At 39.2% G+C, this 20,638-nt stretch carries 18 protein-coding genes; 10 read left to right on the top strand and 8 right to left on the bottom strand.

Annotation, left to right across the window (positions count from 1 at the left end; genetic code table 11):
* Nucleotides 1-8: 8 nt before the first annotated feature.
* The 4 genes from C509_RS0117370 to C509_RS0117350 all read right to left on the bottom strand — a co-directional run bounded on the left by C509_RS0117370 (nucleotide 9) and on the right by C509_RS0117350 (nucleotide 4,444).
* On the bottom strand, nucleotides 9-1,544 hold the full coding sequence (locus C509_RS0117370; protein WP_018708207.1) for a sodium:solute symporter family protein: 1,536 nt from the start codon (nucleotides 1,542-1,544) through the stop codon (nucleotides 9-11).
* Nucleotides 1,544-1,798 (bottom strand): hypothetical protein, encoded by a 255-nt coding sequence (locus C509_RS0117365; RefSeq protein ID WP_018708206.1) that lies wholly within the window; start codon nucleotides 1,796-1,798, stop codon nucleotides 1,544-1,546. The genes C509_RS0117370 and C509_RS0117365 overlap by 1 nt, the downstream gene beginning before the upstream one ends.
* Before the next feature lie 202 nt (nucleotides 1,799-2,000).
* The gene (locus C509_RS24165) at nucleotides 2,001-3,422 is read right to left on the bottom strand and encodes a sigma-54 interaction domain-containing protein (RefSeq protein ID WP_018708205.1); all 1,422 of its coding nucleotides are present in this window, start codon (nucleotides 3,420-3,422) and stop codon (nucleotides 2,001-2,003) included.
* Nucleotides 3,423-4,087: 665 nt separating this feature from the next.
* The gene (locus C509_RS0117350) at nucleotides 4,088-4,444 is read right to left on the bottom strand and encodes a helix-turn-helix domain-containing protein (RefSeq protein ID WP_018708203.1); all 357 of its coding nucleotides are present in this window, start codon (nucleotides 4,442-4,444) and stop codon (nucleotides 4,088-4,090) included.
* 421 nt (nucleotides 4,445-4,865) lie between these two features.
* Between C509_RS0117350 and C509_RS0117340 the strand changes: the two genes are divergently transcribed.
* The 5 genes from C509_RS0117340 (at nucleotide 4,866) to C509_RS26585 (ending at nucleotide 9,177) form a co-directional block, all read left to right on the top strand.
* Complete coding sequence (locus C509_RS0117340; RefSeq protein WP_018708202.1) at nucleotides 4,866-6,269, top strand: MFS transporter; 1,404 nt, start codon at nucleotides 4,866-4,868, stop codon at nucleotides 6,267-6,269.
* Nucleotides 6,270-6,835: 566 nt separating this feature from the next.
* A complete protein-coding gene (locus tag C509_RS0117330) occupies nucleotides 6,836-7,732 on the top strand; it encodes a polysaccharide deacetylase family protein (RefSeq protein WP_018708200.1) in 897 nt (298 codons plus the stop codon).
* Between the two features lie 22 nt (nucleotides 7,733-7,754).
* Nucleotides 7,755-7,916 (top strand): hypothetical protein, encoded by a 162-nt coding sequence (locus C509_RS26765; protein WP_211214288.1) that lies wholly within the window; start codon nucleotides 7,755-7,757, stop codon nucleotides 7,914-7,916.
* Between the two features lie 448 nt (nucleotides 7,917-8,364).
* Entirely contained in the window at nucleotides 8,365-8,583 is a 219-nt protein-coding gene (locus tag C509_RS0117325) for a helix-turn-helix domain-containing protein (protein WP_026319939.1), read from the top strand.
* 441 nt (nucleotides 8,584-9,024) lie between these two features.
* Nucleotides 9,025-9,177: a hypothetical protein gene (locus C509_RS26585; protein ID WP_211214287.1), complete on the top strand. Its 153-nt coding sequence runs from the start codon at nucleotides 9,025-9,027 to the stop codon at nucleotides 9,175-9,177.
* A 352-nt stretch (nucleotides 9,178-9,529) separates the two neighbouring features.
* On the opposite strand, the gene speB is transcribed toward C509_RS26585, so the two are convergent.
* Both speB and C509_RS0117310 read right to left on the bottom strand, forming a co-directional pair.
* Entirely contained in the window at nucleotides 9,530-10,507 is a 978-nt protein-coding gene (gene speB, locus C509_RS0117315; protein WP_018708197.1) for an agmatinase, read from the bottom strand.
* Between the two features lie 51 nt (nucleotides 10,508-10,558).
* Complete coding sequence (locus C509_RS0117310) at nucleotides 10,559-11,623, bottom strand: YkvI family membrane protein (RefSeq protein WP_018708196.1); 1,065 nt, start codon at nucleotides 11,621-11,623, stop codon at nucleotides 10,559-10,561.
* A 290-nt stretch (nucleotides 11,624-11,913) separates the two neighbouring features.
* Here C509_RS0117310 and C509_RS0117305 point away from each other — a divergent pair, with 290 nt between their 5' ends.
* Nucleotides 11,914-12,366, top strand: coding sequence for an Lrp/AsnC family transcriptional regulator (locus C509_RS0117305; protein ID WP_018708195.1), 453 nt, complete (start codon nucleotides 11,914-11,916; stop codon nucleotides 12,364-12,366).
* Between the two features lie 1,144 nt (nucleotides 12,367-13,510).
* Here C509_RS0117305 and C509_RS0117300 read toward each other — a convergent pair.
* Nucleotides 13,511-14,446, bottom strand: coding sequence for a nuclease-related domain-containing protein (locus C509_RS0117300; protein WP_169509244.1), 936 nt, complete (start codon nucleotides 14,444-14,446; stop codon nucleotides 13,511-13,513).
* A 711-nt stretch (nucleotides 14,447-15,157) separates the two neighbouring features.
* Between C509_RS0117300 and C509_RS0117290 the strand changes: the two genes are divergently transcribed.
* The 3 genes from C509_RS0117290 to C509_RS0117280 are packed head-to-tail and all read left to right on the top strand — an operon-like array spanning nucleotide 15,158 to nucleotide 17,325.
* Nucleotides 15,158-15,802 (top strand): amino acid ABC transporter permease, encoded by a 645-nt coding sequence (locus C509_RS0117290; protein WP_342664527.1) that lies wholly within the window; start codon nucleotides 15,158-15,160, stop codon nucleotides 15,800-15,802.
* A 1-nt stretch (nucleotide 15,803) separates the two neighbouring features.
* A complete protein-coding gene (locus tag C509_RS0117285) occupies nucleotides 15,804-16,526 on the top strand; it encodes an amino acid ABC transporter ATP-binding protein (protein WP_018708191.1) in 723 nt (240 codons plus the stop codon).
* 19 nt (nucleotides 16,527-16,545) lie between these two features.
* Entirely contained in the window at nucleotides 16,546-17,325 is a 780-nt protein-coding gene (locus C509_RS0117280) for an ABC transporter substrate-binding protein (protein WP_026319938.1), read from the top strand.
* A 17-nt stretch (nucleotides 17,326-17,342) separates the two neighbouring features.
* Here C509_RS0117280 and C509_RS0117275 read toward each other — a convergent pair whose 3' ends face one another.
* Nucleotides 17,343-18,959, bottom strand: a complete 1,617-nt coding sequence (locus C509_RS0117275; RefSeq protein ID WP_281168087.1) for a PucR family transcriptional regulator — start codon at nucleotides 18,957-18,959, stop codon at nucleotides 17,343-17,345.
* A 185-nt stretch (nucleotides 18,960-19,144) separates the two neighbouring features.
* Between C509_RS0117275 and C509_RS0117270 the strand changes: the two genes are divergently transcribed.
* Nucleotides 19,145-20,497 carry an aspartate aminotransferase family protein gene (locus tag C509_RS0117270; protein WP_018708188.1) on the top strand — a complete coding sequence of 451 codons (1,353 nt, stop codon included), beginning with the start codon at nucleotides 19,145-19,147 and terminating at the stop codon, nucleotides 20,495-20,497.
* The last annotated feature ends 141 nt before the right edge of the window (nucleotides 20,498-20,638 follow it).

The following is a 20,638-nucleotide window of genomic DNA, read 5'->3' as shown; positions in this document are numbered from 1 at the left end:
AATCACTCCTATTGAGATTCTGCTACGTTCTTTGTGTTGTGATAATCTTTTTCGTTTGATGGTTGAAACTCACCATTTATACATTTTCTAGTAATGCTGTGATAGGCGATGGTTCTTTCTTTCAGGTGGTTTTTCTCTATCTGGGCGATGATGAAAAATAGAAGTACCTGTATTAATAACGCATATCCGCCGCCATAAATGCCTCCGGGATCACGGACTATATACGTGGTGAATAAAAGTGTTAAGAAGCCTGCGATTAAACTGATATTTGCCGCATATTTTCCTGCTTTGGGGTAAAAAAGTACACCAAAGAGAGGCATAAATAAGAGGGAGCCGCAGGTAAAGGCAATCATGGATAAAGCTACAATGGATCCTTCAGCATAGAGTGTCCAGACAACGGAGATGGCCATTAAAATCACCATGGAGATTCGGCCAACCCATACAAGGGTCTTTTCACTATTTTCTTTCTTAATGAATACTTCCCAAATATCTTTTGTGAATATGGTTCCCATCGCCATCAATTGTGAATCAACAGTCGACATCGCTGCTGCAAAAGCTGCCGTGATCAATACAACGGCAAGCACAGGAGAATATTCCAAGACAATGGCCGGGAAAATTTGATCGACTACTTCAATGTCCGGTAGGAACAACTTTCCGAGTATACCGACGATGAGAATTGGTATAAAGCCCCAACTTGCAAACAACACATGTCCAAGCGGGACGACTTTAAATGCACTCATATTTTTGGCCATGTAATAACGTGTCCATAAATGCGGAAGGCCAATTCCCGCTGTTACATAAATGGCAATATAAGCAAACCAGTTTAAAGGAGTAAAATATCCGGATGAACCAGGGTATTTAAGGAAATCCGGGTAGCTGTCGTTGACCGTTGAAAATAAGTTCCCCAAAGATCCGATGCCTGTGACTCCCTTGCTGAGCATCCAAAAGGCGAGTCCCCAGGTGAGCAACATGTAGAATACTCCCTGTACGGCATCTGTCCAGGCAACCGCTTTCATCCCGCCGACTAAACTATAGAGCGTTACTAAGACAAGCATACTTCCTACGCCAAGCCAAAAGGAACTTCCGATTAATTCGAATGCGACGCCAGCACCTAATAGTTGAATGCCTATATAAGGAAATAATAAATAAATTCCGATCACACTTGAAATGAGCCGAGTAAATCTGCTGTTGTAGTAATGCTCCAACATGTCGCTGGGGGTCACATAATTATATATTTTTGCCAGTGCCCACATTCTTCGTCCGAACACAAACATAAATACACCAAGCACAATGTTTAAGATGAAAAAGGAATTAAAGCCGACACCGTGAAGGAAGAAGGAACCTGGAGCTCCAAGCAAAAACCACATACTGAACCAGGAAGCGCCAATAGTTAGAAACAGAACAATCGGTCCTAAATCTCTTCCGCCTAAATAAAAGTCATCCATAGAGGATTGATTTGTCGCTCTATAACCCAAATAACAAATAAATAAGTATACAACCATAGAAATGCCTAAAAACACAAAGACCATTGTGGGTAGACTCATTATCTTTTGACCTCCAATCCCTGGTTAATAGCTTCTTCTTGAGCTTTTTCGACATCAATGTCGTAGGTTTTCCAAACTTTTATCGCGCAGTATACTAAATAGACCGAGATCAGAAGGTTCAATGACCATATCCATAGTAAGTTAAACGGTATGCCAAAAGCAGAGGGCTCTACCCTGTTTAATACCGGGATAAACTGAGAAGCATTAACCAATATGAACCAAAGTACCATCATCACAGTAAAAGAATGTCTCATTTTTTCACCTCCAGTTGCCTTATATAAAAAGCAAGTATCATGCCAAAGAAAAAAGCTGTTTTCTTTGACTTTTCTCGGAACCTGTCGATGCAGTTTTACATTAAAAATTCAAAAAACAAACTAAAATTCAATGGTAATTTTATTAGATGAAGAAAGATGCATTATTGCATTGGATGTAAAGATGCATCGAGATTGTGCGACATTACATTGATAAATGGTATTTCTTCATCTTTCTTACAACTGTTGATTGGTCAACCCCCAACAAAGCCGCAGCTTCGTAAGTAGTGGCACTTACTCTTAAGGTGTTTTGTAATAGCTCTCTCTCATATTGGGCCAATTGTTCTTTTAAGGAGCCGTTCTTATATGACACTTCAGGTTTTACATGACGTAATAAAAAATTCGGCAAATCCTGTTGGTAGATTGTATCCGAGGAAGTTGTCACAAACATTCTTTCCACAATGTTTTTAAGCTCTCTGACATTTCCCGGCCAAGGATAATCGATTAGAATGCGTATTGCTTCGGGAGAGAATCTTTTTTTCGTATCGTAGTATTTATTAAACGTATTGGTGAAGCTTTCAATTAGCTTAGGTATATCATCTTTTCGGGTTCTTAAAGGCGGGATCGTTACCGGAACTACATTTAACCGATAAAATAGATCTTCTCTGAATTCCCCGTTGGCAACCATGTCATTGAGGTTTCGGTTTGTAGCTGCGATAATTCTAAAATTCACCTTGATGGGTGTTACACCGCCAAGTCTCATAATCTCTTTTTCTTGAATGGCTCTTAAAAATTTGGCTTGAATATTTAGGGGCAATTCCCCAATTTCATCTAAAAATAATGTGCCATGATGAGCCAGTTCAATTAGGCCTGGTTTTCCAGATTTTTTTGCACCTGTAAAGGCACCTGCTTCATAACCGAACATTTCTGATTCAAGTAATTCTGCTGGAATTGCACTGCAATTTACACGGATAAACTCACCTTTCTCTTTTCTCGAGCTTGAATCATGAATCAATTGAGCCATGACTTCTTTTCCTGTTCCGGACTCTCCAAGCAGTACTACAGTAGTGTCATATTTGGCAACCTGCATCACTTTTTCAATTACTTTTTTCATATTTGGAGACTTAAGGACAATATCATTTACCTCTTCAATGTGGTGGAGCAAACTGTTTAGCTCTGACTGATATTTATTTTTTTCCTCTTCCAGCCTCTGCAACTGTTCTCTTAGTTGAATTAATTCCGTGATATCCCTTACATTTGAAATCACTTTTTTTATATTGCCGTTCTGATCAAAAATAGGATTAGCTGTTACGATGGTTGAAATTCCACTAATGACCTTTTGCATGATGGTAACCGTATTTTTCTCTTCCAGTGCTTTTAAGGTGGCACTTTGATCAAAAATCCCTTTTTCTACTAGGTCTATCATATTTTTTCCTGTCACATCTTCTTTTTTTAATCCGGTGATCCTTTCAATCGCTTTGTTTATGCTGATGGTCACTCCCTTTGCATCGCAGATCCAAATACCATCGTAAGAGCATTCAAAGGCTTTCTTTAAGTCCTCATTTTCATTTTTCAAGGCTTCTATATATTGATGCAAATCAGGGTTATTGATTTCGGAAATATCCAATAAAAACTCCTCCCAGTTATATTATTTTTTCTATAATATCATTAATGGAATGACTAGATACGTAAAAAAAACTGGGCTATGTAGGGCTATCATATGAGTTCGGAGGAAGCTGTAAATCAAGGGTTTGAGGAAACTCTAGCACTAACTGTAAGACTTTCACTTAACACGGCTACTGCTTTTGCTGTCATTGCTACGCGAGTAAAACAACCTGTTAGCGAGTTGGTCTCCATCGACGAAATCGAAGCCGCTAACTTTATTCGTGTTGGACCAACATTAAATTGATAGGATCGGTCGTTGCAAGTACGGTATGAAATCACTCATAACATAAGAAATAGAAAAAAGCCCCCGGAGTTAGGGGGGATATCCAGGGGGCTAGGAAGTTTTTTAACGGAAAATAGACGTAAATAAAAATAGGCTCAGTCTGACCAAGCTTAGTTTTTCAATTCGCAATTAAATCTTGTGTCACTAGTTTTTGATTTGCCAAGACTTTTGCTTCATGAGAATAATGACTCTTTTCACCAAAGTTCGCTATTTATCTGGTAATTCAAAAGTGTGTTTAGGAAATATAAAAAAAGAAGGATGAACATTTTTGGAGGGATCAGATGAGGAAAATTTAACAACTTAAATTAAGTTATCCCGTGTTTGTGTTATCTATATTTTATCGGCTATTCGTTATCCCCATTTCCTTTGATAATTTCCCATACTTGCCTCAGTTTCCGCAAATCCTCTTCATTACAATTAGGTAATTCCTTATGCCACCTTTCAAGTTCGGGGTCCTTAATGATTGTAGGGAACTCATTGCCTTTTTCAGCGGCTGTAGGGTTATCTGTAATGCCTAGTAGATAATCAGTTTTCACTTCATATAATAAAGCTAGCTTTTTTAAGGTTTCGGTGTCAGGATCTCGATAATTCCGTTCGTAGTTTGACAGGACAGCGTTGGTTATTCCGATTTTTTCAGCTACATAGATCTGCGACCAGTTTCTTCTTTCTCTTTCTTTTTTTAAGCGAGAACCCAAACTCATCATATATCACCGTTTCATACATTATACAGATAGTTTACATCAAATAAACGCTATGTTAAATAAATTAAACCAAAAGTTTATTAATAACTTGACATTCAACTTTATGTATATATAATTGAGGTATCGATTTAAACTTTACGTTTATTTAAAGGCGGTGATAGTATCTGGAAAATTTAAAAGGTAAGAAGGTCTAAAAATGTAAAATAAGCCCTGGTTTATTGTGGAATATTAAATATACCAAGACATCTGGGAGGTTCATCACCATTACTGAATTTGAGTTGCTCTTTGCAGATGTCTATTTTTTTGAAAATAAAATAAACGTAAAGTTAAAAAATTCAGAGCCTGGGTTTGGATAGACGTAATCAGGAATGATTTTTTTACTATTAACAAACAAAAATGATTTCAATAAGGGGGAAAGGGAATGGGTGCTGTTCATGGCCAAAAGATTGCTGATTTGAATGCAAGGATCGATAGATTACCTACATTAGGCTTTAGTAATCTTACTTTTTTAATCATAGGGTTATCATATTTTTTCGTATATTTTGATATCAGTGTGATAGGTTTTACTTTACCAAAACTAACGGAAGTGTTTCATTTAACTGCAACAGAGGCTGCTTATCCAGTTACTTTGTATTTAATTGGATATGTGATTGGGGACTACCTGTTATCATTGGTTGCAGATCGTGTCGGGCGTAGGAAAGCCCTTTTATATACCGTATTAATTGTAGCTATAGGTGGGTTTCTTTCAGCATTTGCCTGGGATTTATGGTCTCTGGCTATATTCCGGTTCATAACAGGAGTTGGAACAGGTGCCGAAATAGCAATAGCATCCACGATCATCACGGAATTTTCTCCATCAAAAAGTAGAGGGAAATATCTTCAGTTGATGTATTTTTGGGGAGCTGCCGGTTTAACCATTACGCCCTTTATTTCACTTGCGTTGATTAATTTAGAAAATGGATGGCGAATCATTTTTGGTCTTGGAGCCCTAGTTGCCATTGTTTTGATATTTATGAGAGCACGTTTTCTTCCAGAATCGGCAAGGTGGTTAGTCATAAATGGAAAGCCAGAGGAAGCAGAGAGGTTAGTAACAGACATGGAAAGAAGAGTCAGACTGAAAACGGGCAAAGAATTGCCGCCTGTCCCTGTGGTTCCGCCAGAAGAGGAAAGTAGTGGAAGTGTAACCAAAACTTTATTTTCACCTCCATATTTGAAACGAACCGTTATTACGTTGGCATTTTGGCTAGTTTGGCTCATCACCACTTACGCCTATTTAAGTTATGCACCAACGATATTAATTGAATCTGGAAATACTGCCTCCTCTGGACTTCTTTTTACAGCCTTAGGTTATTTGGGTACCCCAGTTGGTGCTCTTATCGCTTTAATTTTAATAGATAAAGTAGAAAGAAAGTATTTTATGTTCTTTGTGACAGTTGTATTTGCGGGTTCGCTGTGTCTTATGACAAATGTTTCAAGTAACTTCTTGGTTATTTTGGGTGCTTTTATGTGCTCAATGATGATTGCCGCGAATTCGGCCGGCTATGTATATATGGCAGAAATATTCCCGACGCGTGTTAGAACAACCGGGGTAGCTATCACCGAGGGAGGAGGTCAAATAGGTGGAATCATCGCTCCTTTCCTGACAGTGGCTTTATTAAACGTGATAGGCGGAATAGGCACCTTATATGTATTGGCTGCAATTGTTTTAGGTTCGGGTCTAATCATTCTCATTGGAGGGATGAGGACTACTGGTCTAGAGCTTACAAAAATCGCGGGTGATCCTACAAGTGCACCAGAGCATTCAAAAAACATTAGCGGATTGTAAGAGGAAACTTTTAAGCATTCTGTTGGGGGAATTTATGAGAGTGCTGTCATCCATAAAGGCGCCTCTTTTTAGGAAAATTGGAGGCTTTAACTTGCTCAGTTCCAAAAAGGGGCTGCCGTATTGATTTGAGGAATCATTTTTTTTGTAAACGTTTTTACCATCCGCACCCCGATGTCAGTTCGAATTTCTTAGTAGGTAATTGGGCATAATTTTTTCCAATTCAAATACTTATATAGTTACTTACTCAATTCCCTCTCACTTCTGTAAGAGGTGAGATGGCTGCATTTTGGTATTCCATTCAGTGGGGGTTCAAACACCGGCTGAATAAAGTTAAATCCTCCGGCGGATGCCACAGGTTTTCAAAGGAAATGTATCGAGCGGAGTTGATAACCGTAAAAAGTAAAACAATTGGATACATATGTCTAAATTGCTTTTGTGTAATGCTGGCCATACAGGGATTAAGAATCTTGAAAGGAAGGACAGGTAATTTATTTTGGGTGTTTGTATTGGCATGAAGGTAAAATTCAGCAGAAAGAAAGCCAAAAACATTTGAGGGAGGATGTTTCGTGCAGAGTTCAGGTACATTAAGGTTGCCCGAAGGAAAGCGTGTAGCAGTTAATATTGGATGTGATTTTGATGCGGCCTCTGTTTGGTTGGGAACCTATAAGCTTTTTTCTCCTGCCTATATGTCAAGGGGGGAGTTTGGAGCGGCAGTAGGGGCTCCTAGGTTGCTCAGATTATTTGAAAAGTACGATATACAAACGTCTTGGTGCATTCCTGGCCATACGATCGATACATATATCGATATTTGTAAAGAGGTAGTTGCTAAAGGCCACGAGATTTGCCATCATGGATACGCTCATGAGAATGTAACGGAATTATCTTATGATGAAGAAAAGATTGTTATGGAAAAAGGCTTGGAGGCACTACAAAAAATCGGTGTTACACCTAGTGGCTATCGTTCCCCTGCATGGGATTTTAGTGAGAATACACTCAGTATATTAGAGGAATATGGATTTAACTATGATAGCAGTTTAATGGGAAATGATTTTTACCCATATTGGATTCGTCCAGTTAAGGTAAATGCAGATAAAGGGAATGTATATGGCCCTTCTAGTAAAATATTAGAAATACCAGTGTCATGGTATTTGGATGATTTTCCTACACAAGAGTTTGTAGGCGATCAAGGAGAAGGTGGATTAAGATGTGTTCATGAAGTGTTTGAAAGGTGGAAGTCAACTTACGATTATGCGTGTAAGCTTGACGGTGCTTGCTTTATCTTAACATTACACCCCCAAACAAGCGGTCGGGCACATTTTATAAAAGAATTAGAACGTTTTATTCAATATATGGCGTCTAATGGCGCATGGTTTACTACATTAGGAAATATTTATAATGTTTTTGAGAGAACTGATGAAAGCCAAAATAGATATGCTAGAGAACGTTCATTGAGAAGCGGTTGATGGGACAAAAATTGCAAAGAGAATGACGAAATCGGAAACGGACAGCTGTGGAGTTAAAAGATTAAAGGGGGAATCCTTTACAATTGGATTGGGGCAGGAACCTGCCTGTCCCCCAACCGTAAGGACTTTATTGTTGCCGATTTTGGTAAAATCGGTTATTCATCGGTTCCCTTACTTTAATTAATCTCCCACATTTGCCTCCGTTTATGAACATTCACTTCATCAGATATCGATATTTTCTTGTGCCACCGTTCAAGCTCAGGGTCCTTAGTCATGACTGGAAATGTCCCCTATTTTTTATAGGCTATGGGGTTATCGGTAATGCCAAGTAAATAATCTGTTTTCACTTCTTATAGTAAAGCTAGTTTTTTAAGGTTTCAGTGTCAGGATCACGATAGTCCCGTTTGTAGTTGGGAAAAACAGCGTTGGTTATTCCTATCTTTTCAGCTACATATAACCGTGACCAGTTTCTTCTTTCCTTTTTTTAAACGAGATCCTAAACTCATCATACCTCACCGCTTCATATTGTATTTTGTAAAATAAACGTTATGCTAAAAACAAAAAGGTCCTTTTTGTATATGAAATAAAGCTATATATTAAACTTTTCGTTTAATGACGGTGGTGATCTTTTCTTGTTACATGAGAGAATTAGAGAGATAAGGAGATCTAAAAATGTAAAACAAACCGTGATGGCTAATACTCTTGGAATTACTGTACAGGCATACAGTATGAAAGAAAGAGGGAGGCGCCCCATAACGACAGTTGAGTTAGAATTGATTGCTGCTGTACTGGACGTACCAGTATCATTATTTTTTTCGGAAGGAGAGAAAATAAATGAAAAGTTAAATTAAGGGATAGTAAAGTAAGGTTAAGTAGTCCTTAATAGAGGTAGCGATACATCTTATTTGCGGTTGAGTGCTAGAATAGCAGTGTTCGTTGCAACGGATGGTAAAGCTTTAGCAATGATCATTTTTACTTGATTCAGCAGAAGTCTCCCACTTCTGCAAGTGGTGAGATGAATGCATATTGGTATTCCATTCAGTAGGAGTTCAAACCCCGGCTGAATAAAGTCAAAGCCTCCGGCGGATGCCACAGATTTTAAGAGGAAATTTATCGAGCAGAGCTCGATAAATTCTGGGCGCAAATACGCCAAGGCGCATTTGATTACAAAGTCTAAGAGACTCTTCTATAGTATAATTGTTCGAACATCCATATAACCAAATGATTGCATTTTTTTCAGCAGGAGATAAAGTTGCCTGGAAAAAGCATTCGTTGTTTATTTGAACCTGCGATTGGGAACGAAATGGAGCATTCCTTTTAAAAATATGATGGATGTAAACAAGGCGCATTTAACCATATTGATATCTAAGGTACAGATCATTAGGCAAGCGTTGATTGAAATACAAGATGCTGGAGTTGGGGAGTTGAAACTTGACCATCAGTAGGAGGGGGTGCAGGATTTAGACTGCCGGACAGCTATATACTGGTAGAACGCTGTCGTTACAAGGACGAGCAACCGAGACTTTTTGTTGGGACACATCGAAATACGGAAACCAATCCCGAATAAAAATGCCCATATTTAGTGAAAAGTGGGAAACACGGGCACCAATCCTCTTCATTGATGTCCAGCTTTATGATCGTAGATATCTCCAATAAAAGCGAAAGAAGGCCTCATTTCCTTTGCGAAACACAGGAGTTTCAATGCAGGCTCTAAGCATTTTTTAGACAATATGTTACTGAATAATTGTTAAAGTACAACAAAAAGAGAAGTCCAAAATAGACTTCTCTTTAAAAGAATTATTTCGCCGAATGAAGTTGTTTTTCTCTAATGATGAAGTTGATAAAATCGATGATCAATCTTGCTGCGATTTGAGAAGTAACACCGGTTGGATCGTATAATGGATTTACTTCAACCAGATCAAAGCCGATCACTTCTCCTTTCTTCGCCACAACCTCTAAAATCTCACTAACCTCATCGTAATAGAACCCGCCTGGTGAAGGTGAGCCGGCTCCGGGAGCAATGGAGGCGTCCAACCCGTCAATATCGATGGTAACGTAGTATTTTTCACCTTCCGGCATATCTTTTAATGCTTCCTCAATTCCGATTTTCCTTATTTGTTTCGGAGATAAAATAGTGCTTCCATAGGCACGTGCATCATCAAAGTCTTCTTTTTGGCTGCTTCCGACTCCTCTAATACCAAGCTGTGCCATTTTATTGATGTGTTCCATTTCTGACATTCTGCGCATTGGATTGCTCAATGTAAAGCGTTGGCCCGAAGCGTCTTTTAGCCAGTCCAAATGAGCATCAATTTGAACGACATTAATTTTTTCTTTTCGTTCTTCCAAAGCAAATGCAACCGGATTGGTAACGGAGTGGTCCCCTCCTATGACAATGGGGATGGCTCCTTTTGATATGATTTTTCTGATGGCTTCTTCTGCATTTTCATGACTTTGTTCCACATCTCCATTAATAATGGAGACGTCCCCGCAATCAACAATTTTCCAGCCGTCATTATTGTAGACAATATCTTTTTCATGATCATATCCCGAACCAAATGCATATAGGGAAGACTGCTCCCGTATGGATCTCGGGCCCATACGGGCTCCTGAACGCCATGCTGTCGTCATGTCATTGGGAACACCGATAATTGCAAAGTCGGCATCTAATTCATCTAGATTTGTACAAATTGGATACTTTCTAAAAGAGGTAATCCCTGTAAAAGGCATGTCGAGTTTTACTCTTGTGTAATCTGGTTTTTTTGCATACTTACTCATATATGTCCCTCATTTTGTTATATTTTTGTTAATCTTTAGCTTATCATAAGCTTAATTTCCAATTTTTCCTTTATTAATAAATTGACGATAGAGCATTCCCACCATTAGTATTAAACCGATGTATCCAACAATGGGGTACACCAAATCTATTATTTTGGCGAAAGGGAATAATCCGCTGAAAAAGCCAACGATTGTTAAGGTGATTGTGATGATTCTATATTTCAGCTTGCTGCCTTTTGAGAATTGAATTGAAACAGTCCATAGCATACCCACTGCGGTTGTATAAATAGCAATGAGTAAGATAATAGAAAAGAAAAGTGCCAAAGCAGGACTGATTTGATCTGCAAGAAATAAAGTCGGTATATCTTTTGTATGGAGTTTGTCAATGTTGGACAGGATGCCCATATAGATGGCAAAGACCCCTATTAGCATGATCAATCCGCCCAAATTTCCACCAATGATCACATTTTTTCTCCTGACTTCATCCTTGCCCAGATTGGCCAGGAATGGCAATGCCACGAGTAAAACAAAGGAAGAGTAGACAAATCCTGATTGCCACCAGTATTTGGTTGCAGTTGAAAGATTAAGCTCCCTTATCATTTCGTCTGCTTGTGAAAAACCTGCCGGATCAAAGCTGCCAGCTCCTACGATGACTGCAAAAATGACTATAATAGGTCCAGCTATTCCCAATATTTTAATAATGGTTTCTAGCCGTAATAAGGCAGTGATTAATACCAGGATGGCCATGATCGCTCTGCCAGTTATAATTCCAGTACCAAAGTATTCTGAAACAGTTGCACCTGCTCCGGAAATCATGACGACAAAAACAACTAGGATGAAAAGTTGTGAGAACCAATAGAAGAATGTACCAAGATATTTACCGCAAAAATAGATGAAAACAGCTTTTGAGTCCTCCGCTTTCAAGCGGAGACCTACATCCATTGCATATGCACCAAACCACATATGCAAAACGGCTGCAATTACTATAGCACCAATACCATAGTAGCCATGTGATACAAAAAATTGCAGTATTTCTTGCCCTGTCGCTGTACCTGCCCCCAGAATAAATGAAACAAAGGCCCCTGCCAGGACAATGATTTTAAATGTATTGTTCATGATAACCTCTCTTCCTGGAATATTATGAAAATTATTCGTGAATCAATTTACTTTCCGGTTGGAAAGCAAAACCAAACAAGGACAAGCCTTATTTACCTTTTTTGACAATACTTCAACTCTAAGTCTTTCAGTTCTCAATTTATATTTTTCAAACAATGAATTCTTGAATATAATAATAGAATAATTTAATGTTGATTTATATACCAAAGTGAAGTTGTTTGGCGTTATATAATTTTGTTTTGAATAAATTTACTTCGAATATCGTTCATTCTGAAGGGAGTGCGTGAAAGTTGGATCAAGTGGATATTAATTTAATCAGGTTACTGCAATCAGACGGTAGGATGTCAATCAGCGAAATGTCAAAAAAGTTGGCCCTCAGCCGTCCAAGTGTGGCAGAACGACTAAAGCGGCTTCAAGAAAGAGGCATCATTGAAGGGTTTTATGCCCAGGTTTCACCTTCAGCAGTTGGAAGAAAGTTATTGGTCATGATTGAATTAAGTGAAATACGGATATCTCTTACCGAGTTCGAGCAAATGATTGCGCACGAACCCGATGTCCTTGAATGTCACAAGGCGACAGGACATGTACATTACTATATAAAAGCAGCATTTAATGGAATGGATGAATTAACGCAGTTGATTGAAAGGCTAGTCCCTTACGGCAATACCAGGACATCTATTATATTGGACTCACCTGTGGCCAGGCGCGTCATTTTACCAAGTGAAGAACTCCGGAAAGAATAATACCTAATCAGGATGTGTTGCTTACGGGTTTGTGACTTTGCGATTCATAAAATTAATACAGTTTGCGTGAGTTGAGCGGTCGCTCGGATCTAATATTACCGCTGATTTATAGGCATTAGCGGGAGGTCATGGGCTCAACTAGATGAAGAAGATATGAGCAGATATAGGAAAAATTGAGGAAGTCTACGATAGAAAGTAATACATTTGAATGATGAGGACGGTCTCGCAAGTGTTCCTGAGATTGAATCAGGCTCTGGTCATAAAAGGCCTGTAGGTATTTTCTTCACTTTTTCTCCGAATACAAGAGTATGTATCTGTTCTAATCCCCCCTTAAAGACAGCAGTACAAATTACACCGGAAAATAGGAGAGCAGAACCTGGTGGCTCGGTTTTTACAGAAGTATCTCTTTATTAATTTTTTCAAAGCCGAGAGTATTCCTGGAAAGCGAAGAGTATTCTCCTAAATTCGAAGAGTAACCCTCGAAAGAGAAGGGTATTTCCCTAAATTTGAAGAGTATTTCTGGAAAGCGAAGAGTATTCTCCTAAATTCGAAGAGTAATTCTGGAAAGCGAAGAGTATTCTCCTAAATTCGAAGAGTATCTCTGGAGAGAGAAGAGTATATCCAAAATCTCAAGAGTATTTCATGAAAGCGAAGAGTATTCTCCTAAATTTGAAGAGTAATTCTGGAAAGCGAAGAGCCTTCTCCTGAATTCGAAGAGTAATTCTGGAAAGCGAAGAGTATTCTCCTAAATTCGAAGAGTATTTCTGGAAAGCGAAGAGCCTTCTCCTAAATTCGAAGAGTATTTCTGGAAAGCGAAGAGCCTTCTCCTAAATTCGAAGAGTAACCCTCGAAAGAGAAGGGTATTTCTCTAAATTTGAAGAGTAATTCTGGAAAGCGAAGAGTATTCTCCTAAATTCGAAGAGTAACCCTCGAAAGAGAAGAGTATTTCCCTAAATTTGAAGAGTATTCCTGGAAAGCGAAGAGTATTCTCCTAAATTCGAAGAGTAATTCTGGAAAGCGAAGAGTATTTTCAAAAATCTTAAGAGTATCCCTCGTTTGTAGATTTTTCTCGATTTCGACGAATGTTGTCCTCTTTTTCAAAGTGTTACCTCGCGTCCGTGTTGCCATTTCGTTTTTATTAAACCTACTTTTTTAACGCTTCTAATGATAAATGATATTTTCTATCTTTAAAGGTTCCTTCAAAGGACAAATTCAGTGATCCTAACAGCTGGGTGGCAACAGTAATGGAGTTGATTTGTAGAAAAAAGCGGAGTTGTGAATTTGTAATGGTATTTCCAATCAATAGAAGGTAATCATTCAAAGCCTGAACGTGTGCCATTTTATCTGTAAAGCCACATCTTTTGCATTTCCAAGTGCCATACCCCCTTAGCATGGACAGGCACTTGCATTTATCACAATATACTCCTGGGTGAATATCACATTTATCGACTCGAAACTCTTGTAAAATATCGGGTTTTAAAGGAGTATCAAGTTTTATTAAGAGCTGGGAAATCTTTTGAAGGTCAGTGTAAGATATGAGGTGCTCTTGATGTTTTTTCCAAAACAACTCGGAATTTTGACGAATAGCACCTACGCGTATTACTTTTTGACTGGCGATTTGCTCATATTGGGGATCGAATTTGACAATGGATGAAGGGTTCGTGACAACCACAAACGAGGTGCCGGGAAGAACAATATCAAGATTTTTACTGATCAAATTTTCCAAATGGTATTGCTGGTTCTCCGCCTGAGTAATAGGATTGGGATAAGATTCGGTTCGTCCTTCATACGTTTGGAGCATCTGTTGCTCCTCGAATGTCAATGTACCGGAATGGTTTTTCACTTCGTAATTTGTAAAATAACGTCTCGATAATAGGAGAGAGTCTATTTGGAAAAAAGTATTATTCCAGAGGGGGAGCCGGAGGTCATGGAGGATAAAATGTTCGTTTTGAGGCAACTGTGACATATGGTAGTCAAGGGACAACTCCCCGCGGTAACCTGCCTTCCTAAATCTTAATTCCTCCTCAATCTGGGCCTTACTCGGATGGTTTGGATGAATTCTTCTTAATAGTGCTTCCATTATTAGTATTATTAAAGGGACTTTCCTGAACTTTTTAATCATTGAACCACCTCATTTGATTTATAATGAAACAATTCGACGAATTTCGGTAAAATCCTCTATTTTACGGGGTTTTGACCTACTTTGGACTTTAGAAGGGATCTTTCTAGAATAACTTTCGCTTGGAATCCTCCCGACTATTGGAAAAATCTCTTCGGTGTTGTTGGGAATCTCTTAACTTTGTTCAAGTACTCTTCAGTTTTCGGAAATACTCTTAAGTTTTAAGAAATTACTCTTCAGAATCAAGGAAATACTCTTCCCTTTTCCCAGATACTCTTCAGAATCAAGGAATACTCTTCCCTTTTCTAAGATACTCTCCAGATCCAAGGAAATACTCTTCCCTTTTCCCAGATACTCTCCAGATCCAAGGAAATACTCTTCCCTTTTTCCCAGATACTCTTCAGAATCAAGGAAATACTCTTAACTCATCACAGTTACTTTCACAGATCCCAAAAATGATTCCAAGTTTCTTCCAATTTCCATCTACATCCATCCCATTTATACAACACGTATAAAAAGACTTCCGACATTATAATGAATTGGATAATGAAATCGCTGTCATCTTATTGTTAATATATAAATATGTTCTAGGCTTAAGTTGATAGATTCTAGTGTAAGGGCTTTCTGAAGTCTTGAAAAAAAGCAAAGGGTGTTGTACTAATGGGACAATTTATGGATAGTTTAATTTCGACTTTCAGCGGTTTTATGAACGCCGCTTTGGTTACTCTGCAAATCACGATTGTTTCACTGATCATGGCGAGCATCATCGGGTTGTTCGTGGCATTGATGAAACTGTCCAATAAGAAGATCCTTTCCTGGATTGCAAATCTTTATATAGGGGTTATCCGCGGGACACCGCTGATCGTTCAAATCATGTGGCTGTATTTCGGAATAACGCAGATTGTTGTGTTGTCCGCATTTTGGGCGGGGGCCATTGCGCTTGCTATTCACAGCGGGGCGTATATTGCGGAAATTTTCAGGGGAGCCATCCAATCAATTGATAAAGGGCAAATGGAAGCCGCTGAATCATTGGGCATGACAAAAAAGCAGGCTATGAGAAGGATTATTTTCCCACAGGCGTTCAAGCGTTCCATTCCTGCCCTTGGCAACCAGTTCATTATCGGGTTGAAAGACTCATCTCTTGTCGCATTCATCGGAATCACAGAGATATTCAACCTTTCTATGAGTCAGGCAGCCGCGACCTTCAGACAATTGGAATTTTATACGATTGCAGGGATTTATTACTTGGTTCTAATTGTCATTTTCACACTTATTACGAACAAAATTGAAAAAAGGCTGGACACAGGGAGAGTATAAAATGATAAAAGTAAAAAATTTACATAAATATTTTAAGGATTTGCATGTCCTAAAGGGGATAGATTTAGAGGTTAAGAGTAAGGAAGTTGTTGTCATTCTTGGGGCGAGCGGGTCGGGAAAAAGCACTCTTCTTCGATGCTTAAATTATTTGGAAGTAAAGGACGAAGGGGAAATTTGGTTTGAGGATACGAAAGTCGACCCTGTACATATAAAGCTGAACAAGGTTAGAGAGGATATTGGCATGGTGTTTCAGCATTTCAATTTGTTTCCTCATAAAACAGTGATTGAAAACATCATCGAAGCACCGATTATTGTCCGGAAGTTGGAAAGGGAAGAAGCGATTCAGCAAGGGATGGAGCTGCTGGAAAAAGTCGGGCTGGCCGACAAGGCTCACGTGTATCCAGAAAAGCTGTCCGGGGGGCAGAAGCAAAGAGTGGCGATTGCCCGCTCATTGGCGATGAATCCTCGCGCTTTATTATTTGATGAGCCTACTTCTGCGCTGGATCCAGAATTGGTTGGGGAAGTATTGAATGTTATGAAGGAACTTGCCCAGGAAGGTATGACGATGGTAGTTGTAACTCATGAAATGGGATTTGCACGGGAGGTGGCTGATCGAATTGTATTTCTGGATAACGGAGTCATCGCCGAAGAAAGTACTCCTGAGCAATTTTTTACAAATCCTCAAAGTGAGAAAGCCAGACAGTTTTTAGGAAAAGTTTTATAAAAACAGGGGGGGAATCATGTTGAAAAAGTCAGTTTATGTTTTAGTGATGAGTTTGATGTTGGTGAGTTTTTTAGCTGCATGTGGGTCAAAGGAAAAAGAAACAGCAGCCAGCGGGGAGAAAAAAGGAGGGGAGTTTGTTTTTGCATCAAGTGGCCTGTATCCGCCATTCAACTACTCTGACAATAATAAACTTGTCGGTTTCGATGTAGAGATTGGAACAGCCATTGCGGAAGAACTCGGAATGGAACCCAAGCCTGTCACGAACCCTTGGCAAACGATCATCGCTGCGTTGCAAGCGGATAAGTTCCATGCGATTATAGGAAGCATGGCGATTACTGATGAAAGATTGAAGGAAGTCAATTTTACTGAGCCTTACTATGAATCAGGTGCGCAAGTCTTCGTGAGTGAAGACAATAACTCTATTAAAAGTGTTGATGACTTGAAAGATAAAAGAATCGGCGTCGTTGTATCCAGCACGTTTGAAGAAAATGCAAAAGAATATACCGACGATGTAAAAACTTATGACAGTGACGTGACTGCACTGCAAGATTTGATGGTAAAAGGCCGTTTAGATGCTGTCATTACTGACCAGCTTGTCGGAATGTATGCAATCAAAGAAAACGATTTGAAAATCAAAAAAGTCGGTGAACCAATTTATCTTGATCAAATGGGAATAGCTATCAGAAAAGAAGATGAAAAACTGTTGGAAGATGTAAATAAAGCTTTAGAAACGCTTAAAGAGAATGGAAAATACGGTGAAATCAGCGAGAAGTACTTTGGAGAAGACATTTCAAAGTAAGAACGGGAAAAGAGCCATCACGGCTCTTTTTTCAATAGATGCACTAACTTATACGCCATGACACCAAGCTGCAGCTTTAGCAGGTCCTCCGTGGATTTGATGTCCAGCCCCGTCCTGATTTCAATCTGATTCAGCCTGTATCTCAATGTATGTCTATGAATATACAATTCTTGCGCCGCTTTTTGGATGCTTTGGTTATTTTTAAAATAACTGTCCAGCGTTTCAATCAAATCAATATCTTTGTCCTTATCACTTAGAAGGCCGCTGATATGCTGCTCATAAATGGATGTCAAGTCAATCCCTGAGCGTTCCATTTCCAGCAGAAGATCGTACATTCCTAAATCTTCATAATGGACAATATTTATATTTTTGCTGATCAGACCATTTAATTTAACCGCATAATGCGCCTCTCGGGCACTTTTACCCAAATCATTTACTTGATCGTAATCTTTTCCGATTCCTATGATCAAATCCACCTTTGGAAAATAGTACGTCCAATTTTTCAATAAATCCCTAGCAAGGTTGATCGTATGTTTATACTTTTCCTCCTTGTTTTCTCCTGTGGCATTCGTCAAAAAGATGATGGAATTTAGTTTTGTTTGAATCAAATGCTGCTTCTTTTTTTGACCAAGAATCTGATCGGTCAAATGGTACAGCCTGTCAATCAAATTCGCATCTATATCTTCAGGATGTTTGAAAGCCAGGTGAAAAACGGACTGATTTAAAGTAAGGTCATAATCAAGTTTTAATCCATGGTCAATGATGACTCTATCATTTATATAATTCTTGTTGAAAATGTCCTCGAGAAAATTACTCTGGATCCGCAACTGGGTCTCTTCAATCGCCTGCTTTTTTAAAAATTCCATTGCATAGATGGGAGCGGCCTGCTCGATTGCGATGTCGTCCAGCTCTTGCCATGATGACTCCTGTTTTGTCATGACAATCCAACCGTAACACGATTGCTTTGCAATGATCGGATAAACGGTGGAAATGTGTTTCTCAAACGTAAAGTTCACTTTGGATTCTCTTTTTAGGCTTGATATTAGATATTTGGAGATATCAATTTTATTACCATTCATAGAGAAAGAGGTTTGATTGAACATCATTCCTTCGTCTTCGTTTGTGTAAATCGTATCGTAAAATTCGTTAAAGATGACAATGTGTGAACTTGTCAATTGTGATAGCCGCTTGGTTACTTCAGTTAAACTTTGGTCGTTTAATATGAGGTTTGTTAATTCGCGGTGGATATGTTCGGCCTGTTCCAGCAGATGCATTTGGTTATTGACAATCTGTTCGAGCATGGCTTTTGTGATTTCCGAAAAATTGATGTCAGTTGGAATTTCAATCAACGGCAGATCATTTTCGTTGGCCAGCTCAATAAAACTGGCTGGAATTTCTTTCATATAAAAGCTCGTATAGATGGCGATTCCCGACAGAAGTTTAGACCTTAGCAACTTATGAAATACCTCAAGCTGTTCCTCGTTTTCAGATATTCCAAATCCTGTCGTAATCAAAAATTCTCCTGGCTGCAGCCGGCCGATGTCTTCCAAAACTTCAACAATGGTGACCCATTTTATATTGTTTTCAATTCCCTTATGTCCTGCTGCCAATTTTGTTTTTTGCATAACTGGCAATTGAAGTGCTTTTTGAATGCTGATCGCTATTGTAAACAACCCCTCTTATACACAAAGTACAATGAATGCTATAGTTTTTTGCATTTTGGTCGAATAGAACCGCATCTTTGCGTCGGCTATACTTTTCTTATAAACATATTATCATTTTTGTGGAATAAACGCTTACTAAACTTGAGGTGGATATCATGACAAGAACATATCTCATTAAACCCGTTTTGGATCATCATTACCCAGCCATCACACATGGTGAAGGAATCTATTTATATGACAGCCAAGGAAAACAATATATTGACGGTTCTTCCGGAGCCGTGACAGCCAGTATTGGACACGGTGTACAAGAAATCATTGATGCAATGGCAGAGCAATCTAAGAAAGTGTCCTTCGTTTACCGCTCACAGTTTACAACTGAGGCTGCTGAACAATTGGCAAAAAAAATCAGTGAGATCGCTCCAGGGAATTTAAACTGGTCTTTTTTTGTGAATAGCGGTTCTGAAGCAACAGAAACAGCTATGAAAATAGCCATCCAATACTGGCAGGAGAAAGGTATGAAAACAAAAAGTAAAATCATATCCAGGTGGATGAGCTACCACGGAATTACAATGGGGGCTTTATCCATGTCGGGGCATATCCAGCGGCGGGAAAGATTTGAACTGATGCTAGAAAGCTATCCGTCTATATCGGCCCCCTATTATTACAGGGATGCCGGCCATAGAACGATAACGGAATGTGATGATTTTTATGCGCAACAATTGGAGAAAGAGATTTTGAGAGTCGGGAAAGATCATATCGCTGCATTCATTGCAGAGCCGATGATCGGTGCAGCAGGAGGAGCATTGACTCCTTCAGATGAATACTTCCTGAAAATGAAAGACGTTTGCGATCGGTATGAAATTTTATTCATTGCTGATGAAGTCATGACCGGGGTGGGCAGAACCGGAAAAATGTTCGGCATGGAGCACTTTAATGTGATACCCGACATCATGGCGACAGGAAAAGGAATGAGCGCCGGCTATACACCAATTGCAGCAGCGGTTGTCAGCGATAAAGTAATGGAGCCAATCCTGAACGGATCCAAAATTGTCATGAGTGGACATACATTCAGCGCCAACCCGCAATCTGCCGCAACATCTCTGGCTGTATTGAATTATATCGAGAAGCATAACCTTGTTGAAAACTCTGCGGTGAACGGAGCTTATTTGAAAGGAAAAATTCGCGAATTGGCAGAGGAAAGTGAAATCATCGGTGACGTCCGCGGAAAAGGCTTATTTGTAGGCGTTGAATTTGTAGAGAATAAGTTGACTAAAAAAACTTTTGATCGTGGGTTGGACATTGTCAATAAAATTGTTGAGGCCAATTTTGAAGAAGGACTTCTCGTCTATCCGGCAAATGCGGGAGAAGATGGGCTCACCGGTGATGCGATAATCTTGGCACCTCCACTCACCATTACAAAGGAAGAAGTGGATGAGCTGGTCAGAAAATTTGCAGTTGCTCTAAGGAACGTTGAGAGGGAAGTTCTGGGGAAGCTTTTGAAGAAGTGAGTGGCGGAAATTGCGACTAGCGTCCGAAAAGCGGAGAGTGATTTTCGAAAGTGAAGAGTATTTCTGAAAAGTGGAGAGTAATTCTGGAAACCGAAGAGTAATTCTGGAAAGTGAAGAGTATTTCTACAAATTTGAAGAGTA

Source organism: Siminovitchia fordii DSM 16014 = CIP 108821, assembly GCF_000374565.1.
Classification (GTDB): domain Bacteria; phylum Bacillota; class Bacilli; order Bacillales; family Bacillaceae_C; genus Siminovitchia; species Siminovitchia fordii.
The sequence above is the reverse complement of the archived record's forward strand: the minus strand, read 5'-3'. Positions and strand labels throughout refer to the sequence as shown.

What these genes read in the sequence shown, in the direction of transcription:
- C509_RS0117370 (WP_018708207.1), bottom strand. Translation starts at nt 1,544, where the DNA reads ATGAGTCTACCCACAATGGTCTTTGTGTTTTTAGGCATTTCTATGGTT.
- C509_RS0117310 (WP_018708196.1), bottom strand. Translation starts at nt 11,623, where the DNA reads ATGAACAATACATTTAAAATCATTGTCCTGGCAGGGGCCTTTGTTTCA.
- C509_RS0117365 (WP_018708206.1), bottom strand. Translation starts at nt 1,798, where the DNA reads ATGAGACATTCTTTTACTGTGATGATGGTACTTTGGTTCATATTGGTT.
- C509_RS0117285 (WP_018708191.1), top strand. Translation starts at nt 15,804, where the DNA reads ATGATAAAAGTAAAAAATTTACATAAATATTTTAAGGATTTGCATGTC.
- speB (WP_018708197.1), bottom strand. Translation starts at nt 10,507, where the DNA reads ATGAGTAAGTATGCAAAAAAACCAGATTACACAAGAGTAAAACTCGAC.
- C509_RS0117290 (WP_342664527.1), top strand. Translation starts at nt 15,158, where the DNA reads ATGGATAGTTTAATTTCGACTTTCAGCGGTTTTATGAACGCCGCTTTG.
- C509_RS0117340 (WP_018708202.1), top strand. Translation starts at nt 4,866, where the DNA reads ATGGGTGCTGTTCATGGCCAAAAGATTGCTGATTTGAATGCAAGGATC.
- C509_RS0117300 (WP_169509244.1), bottom strand. Translation starts at nt 14,446, where the DNA reads ATGGAAGCACTATTAAGAAGAATTCATCCAAACCATCCGAGTAAGGCC.
- C509_RS0117350 (WP_018708203.1), bottom strand. Translation starts at nt 4,444, where the DNA reads ATGAGTTTGGGTTCTCGCTTAAAAAAAGAAAGAGAAAGAAGAAACTGG.
- C509_RS0117270 (WP_018708188.1), top strand. Translation starts at nt 19,145, where the DNA reads ATGACAAGAACATATCTCATTAAACCCGTTTTGGATCATCATTACCCA.
- C509_RS26765 (WP_211214288.1), top strand. Translation starts at nt 7,755, where the DNA reads ATGACGAAATCGGAAACGGACAGCTGTGGAGTTAAAAGATTAAAGGGG.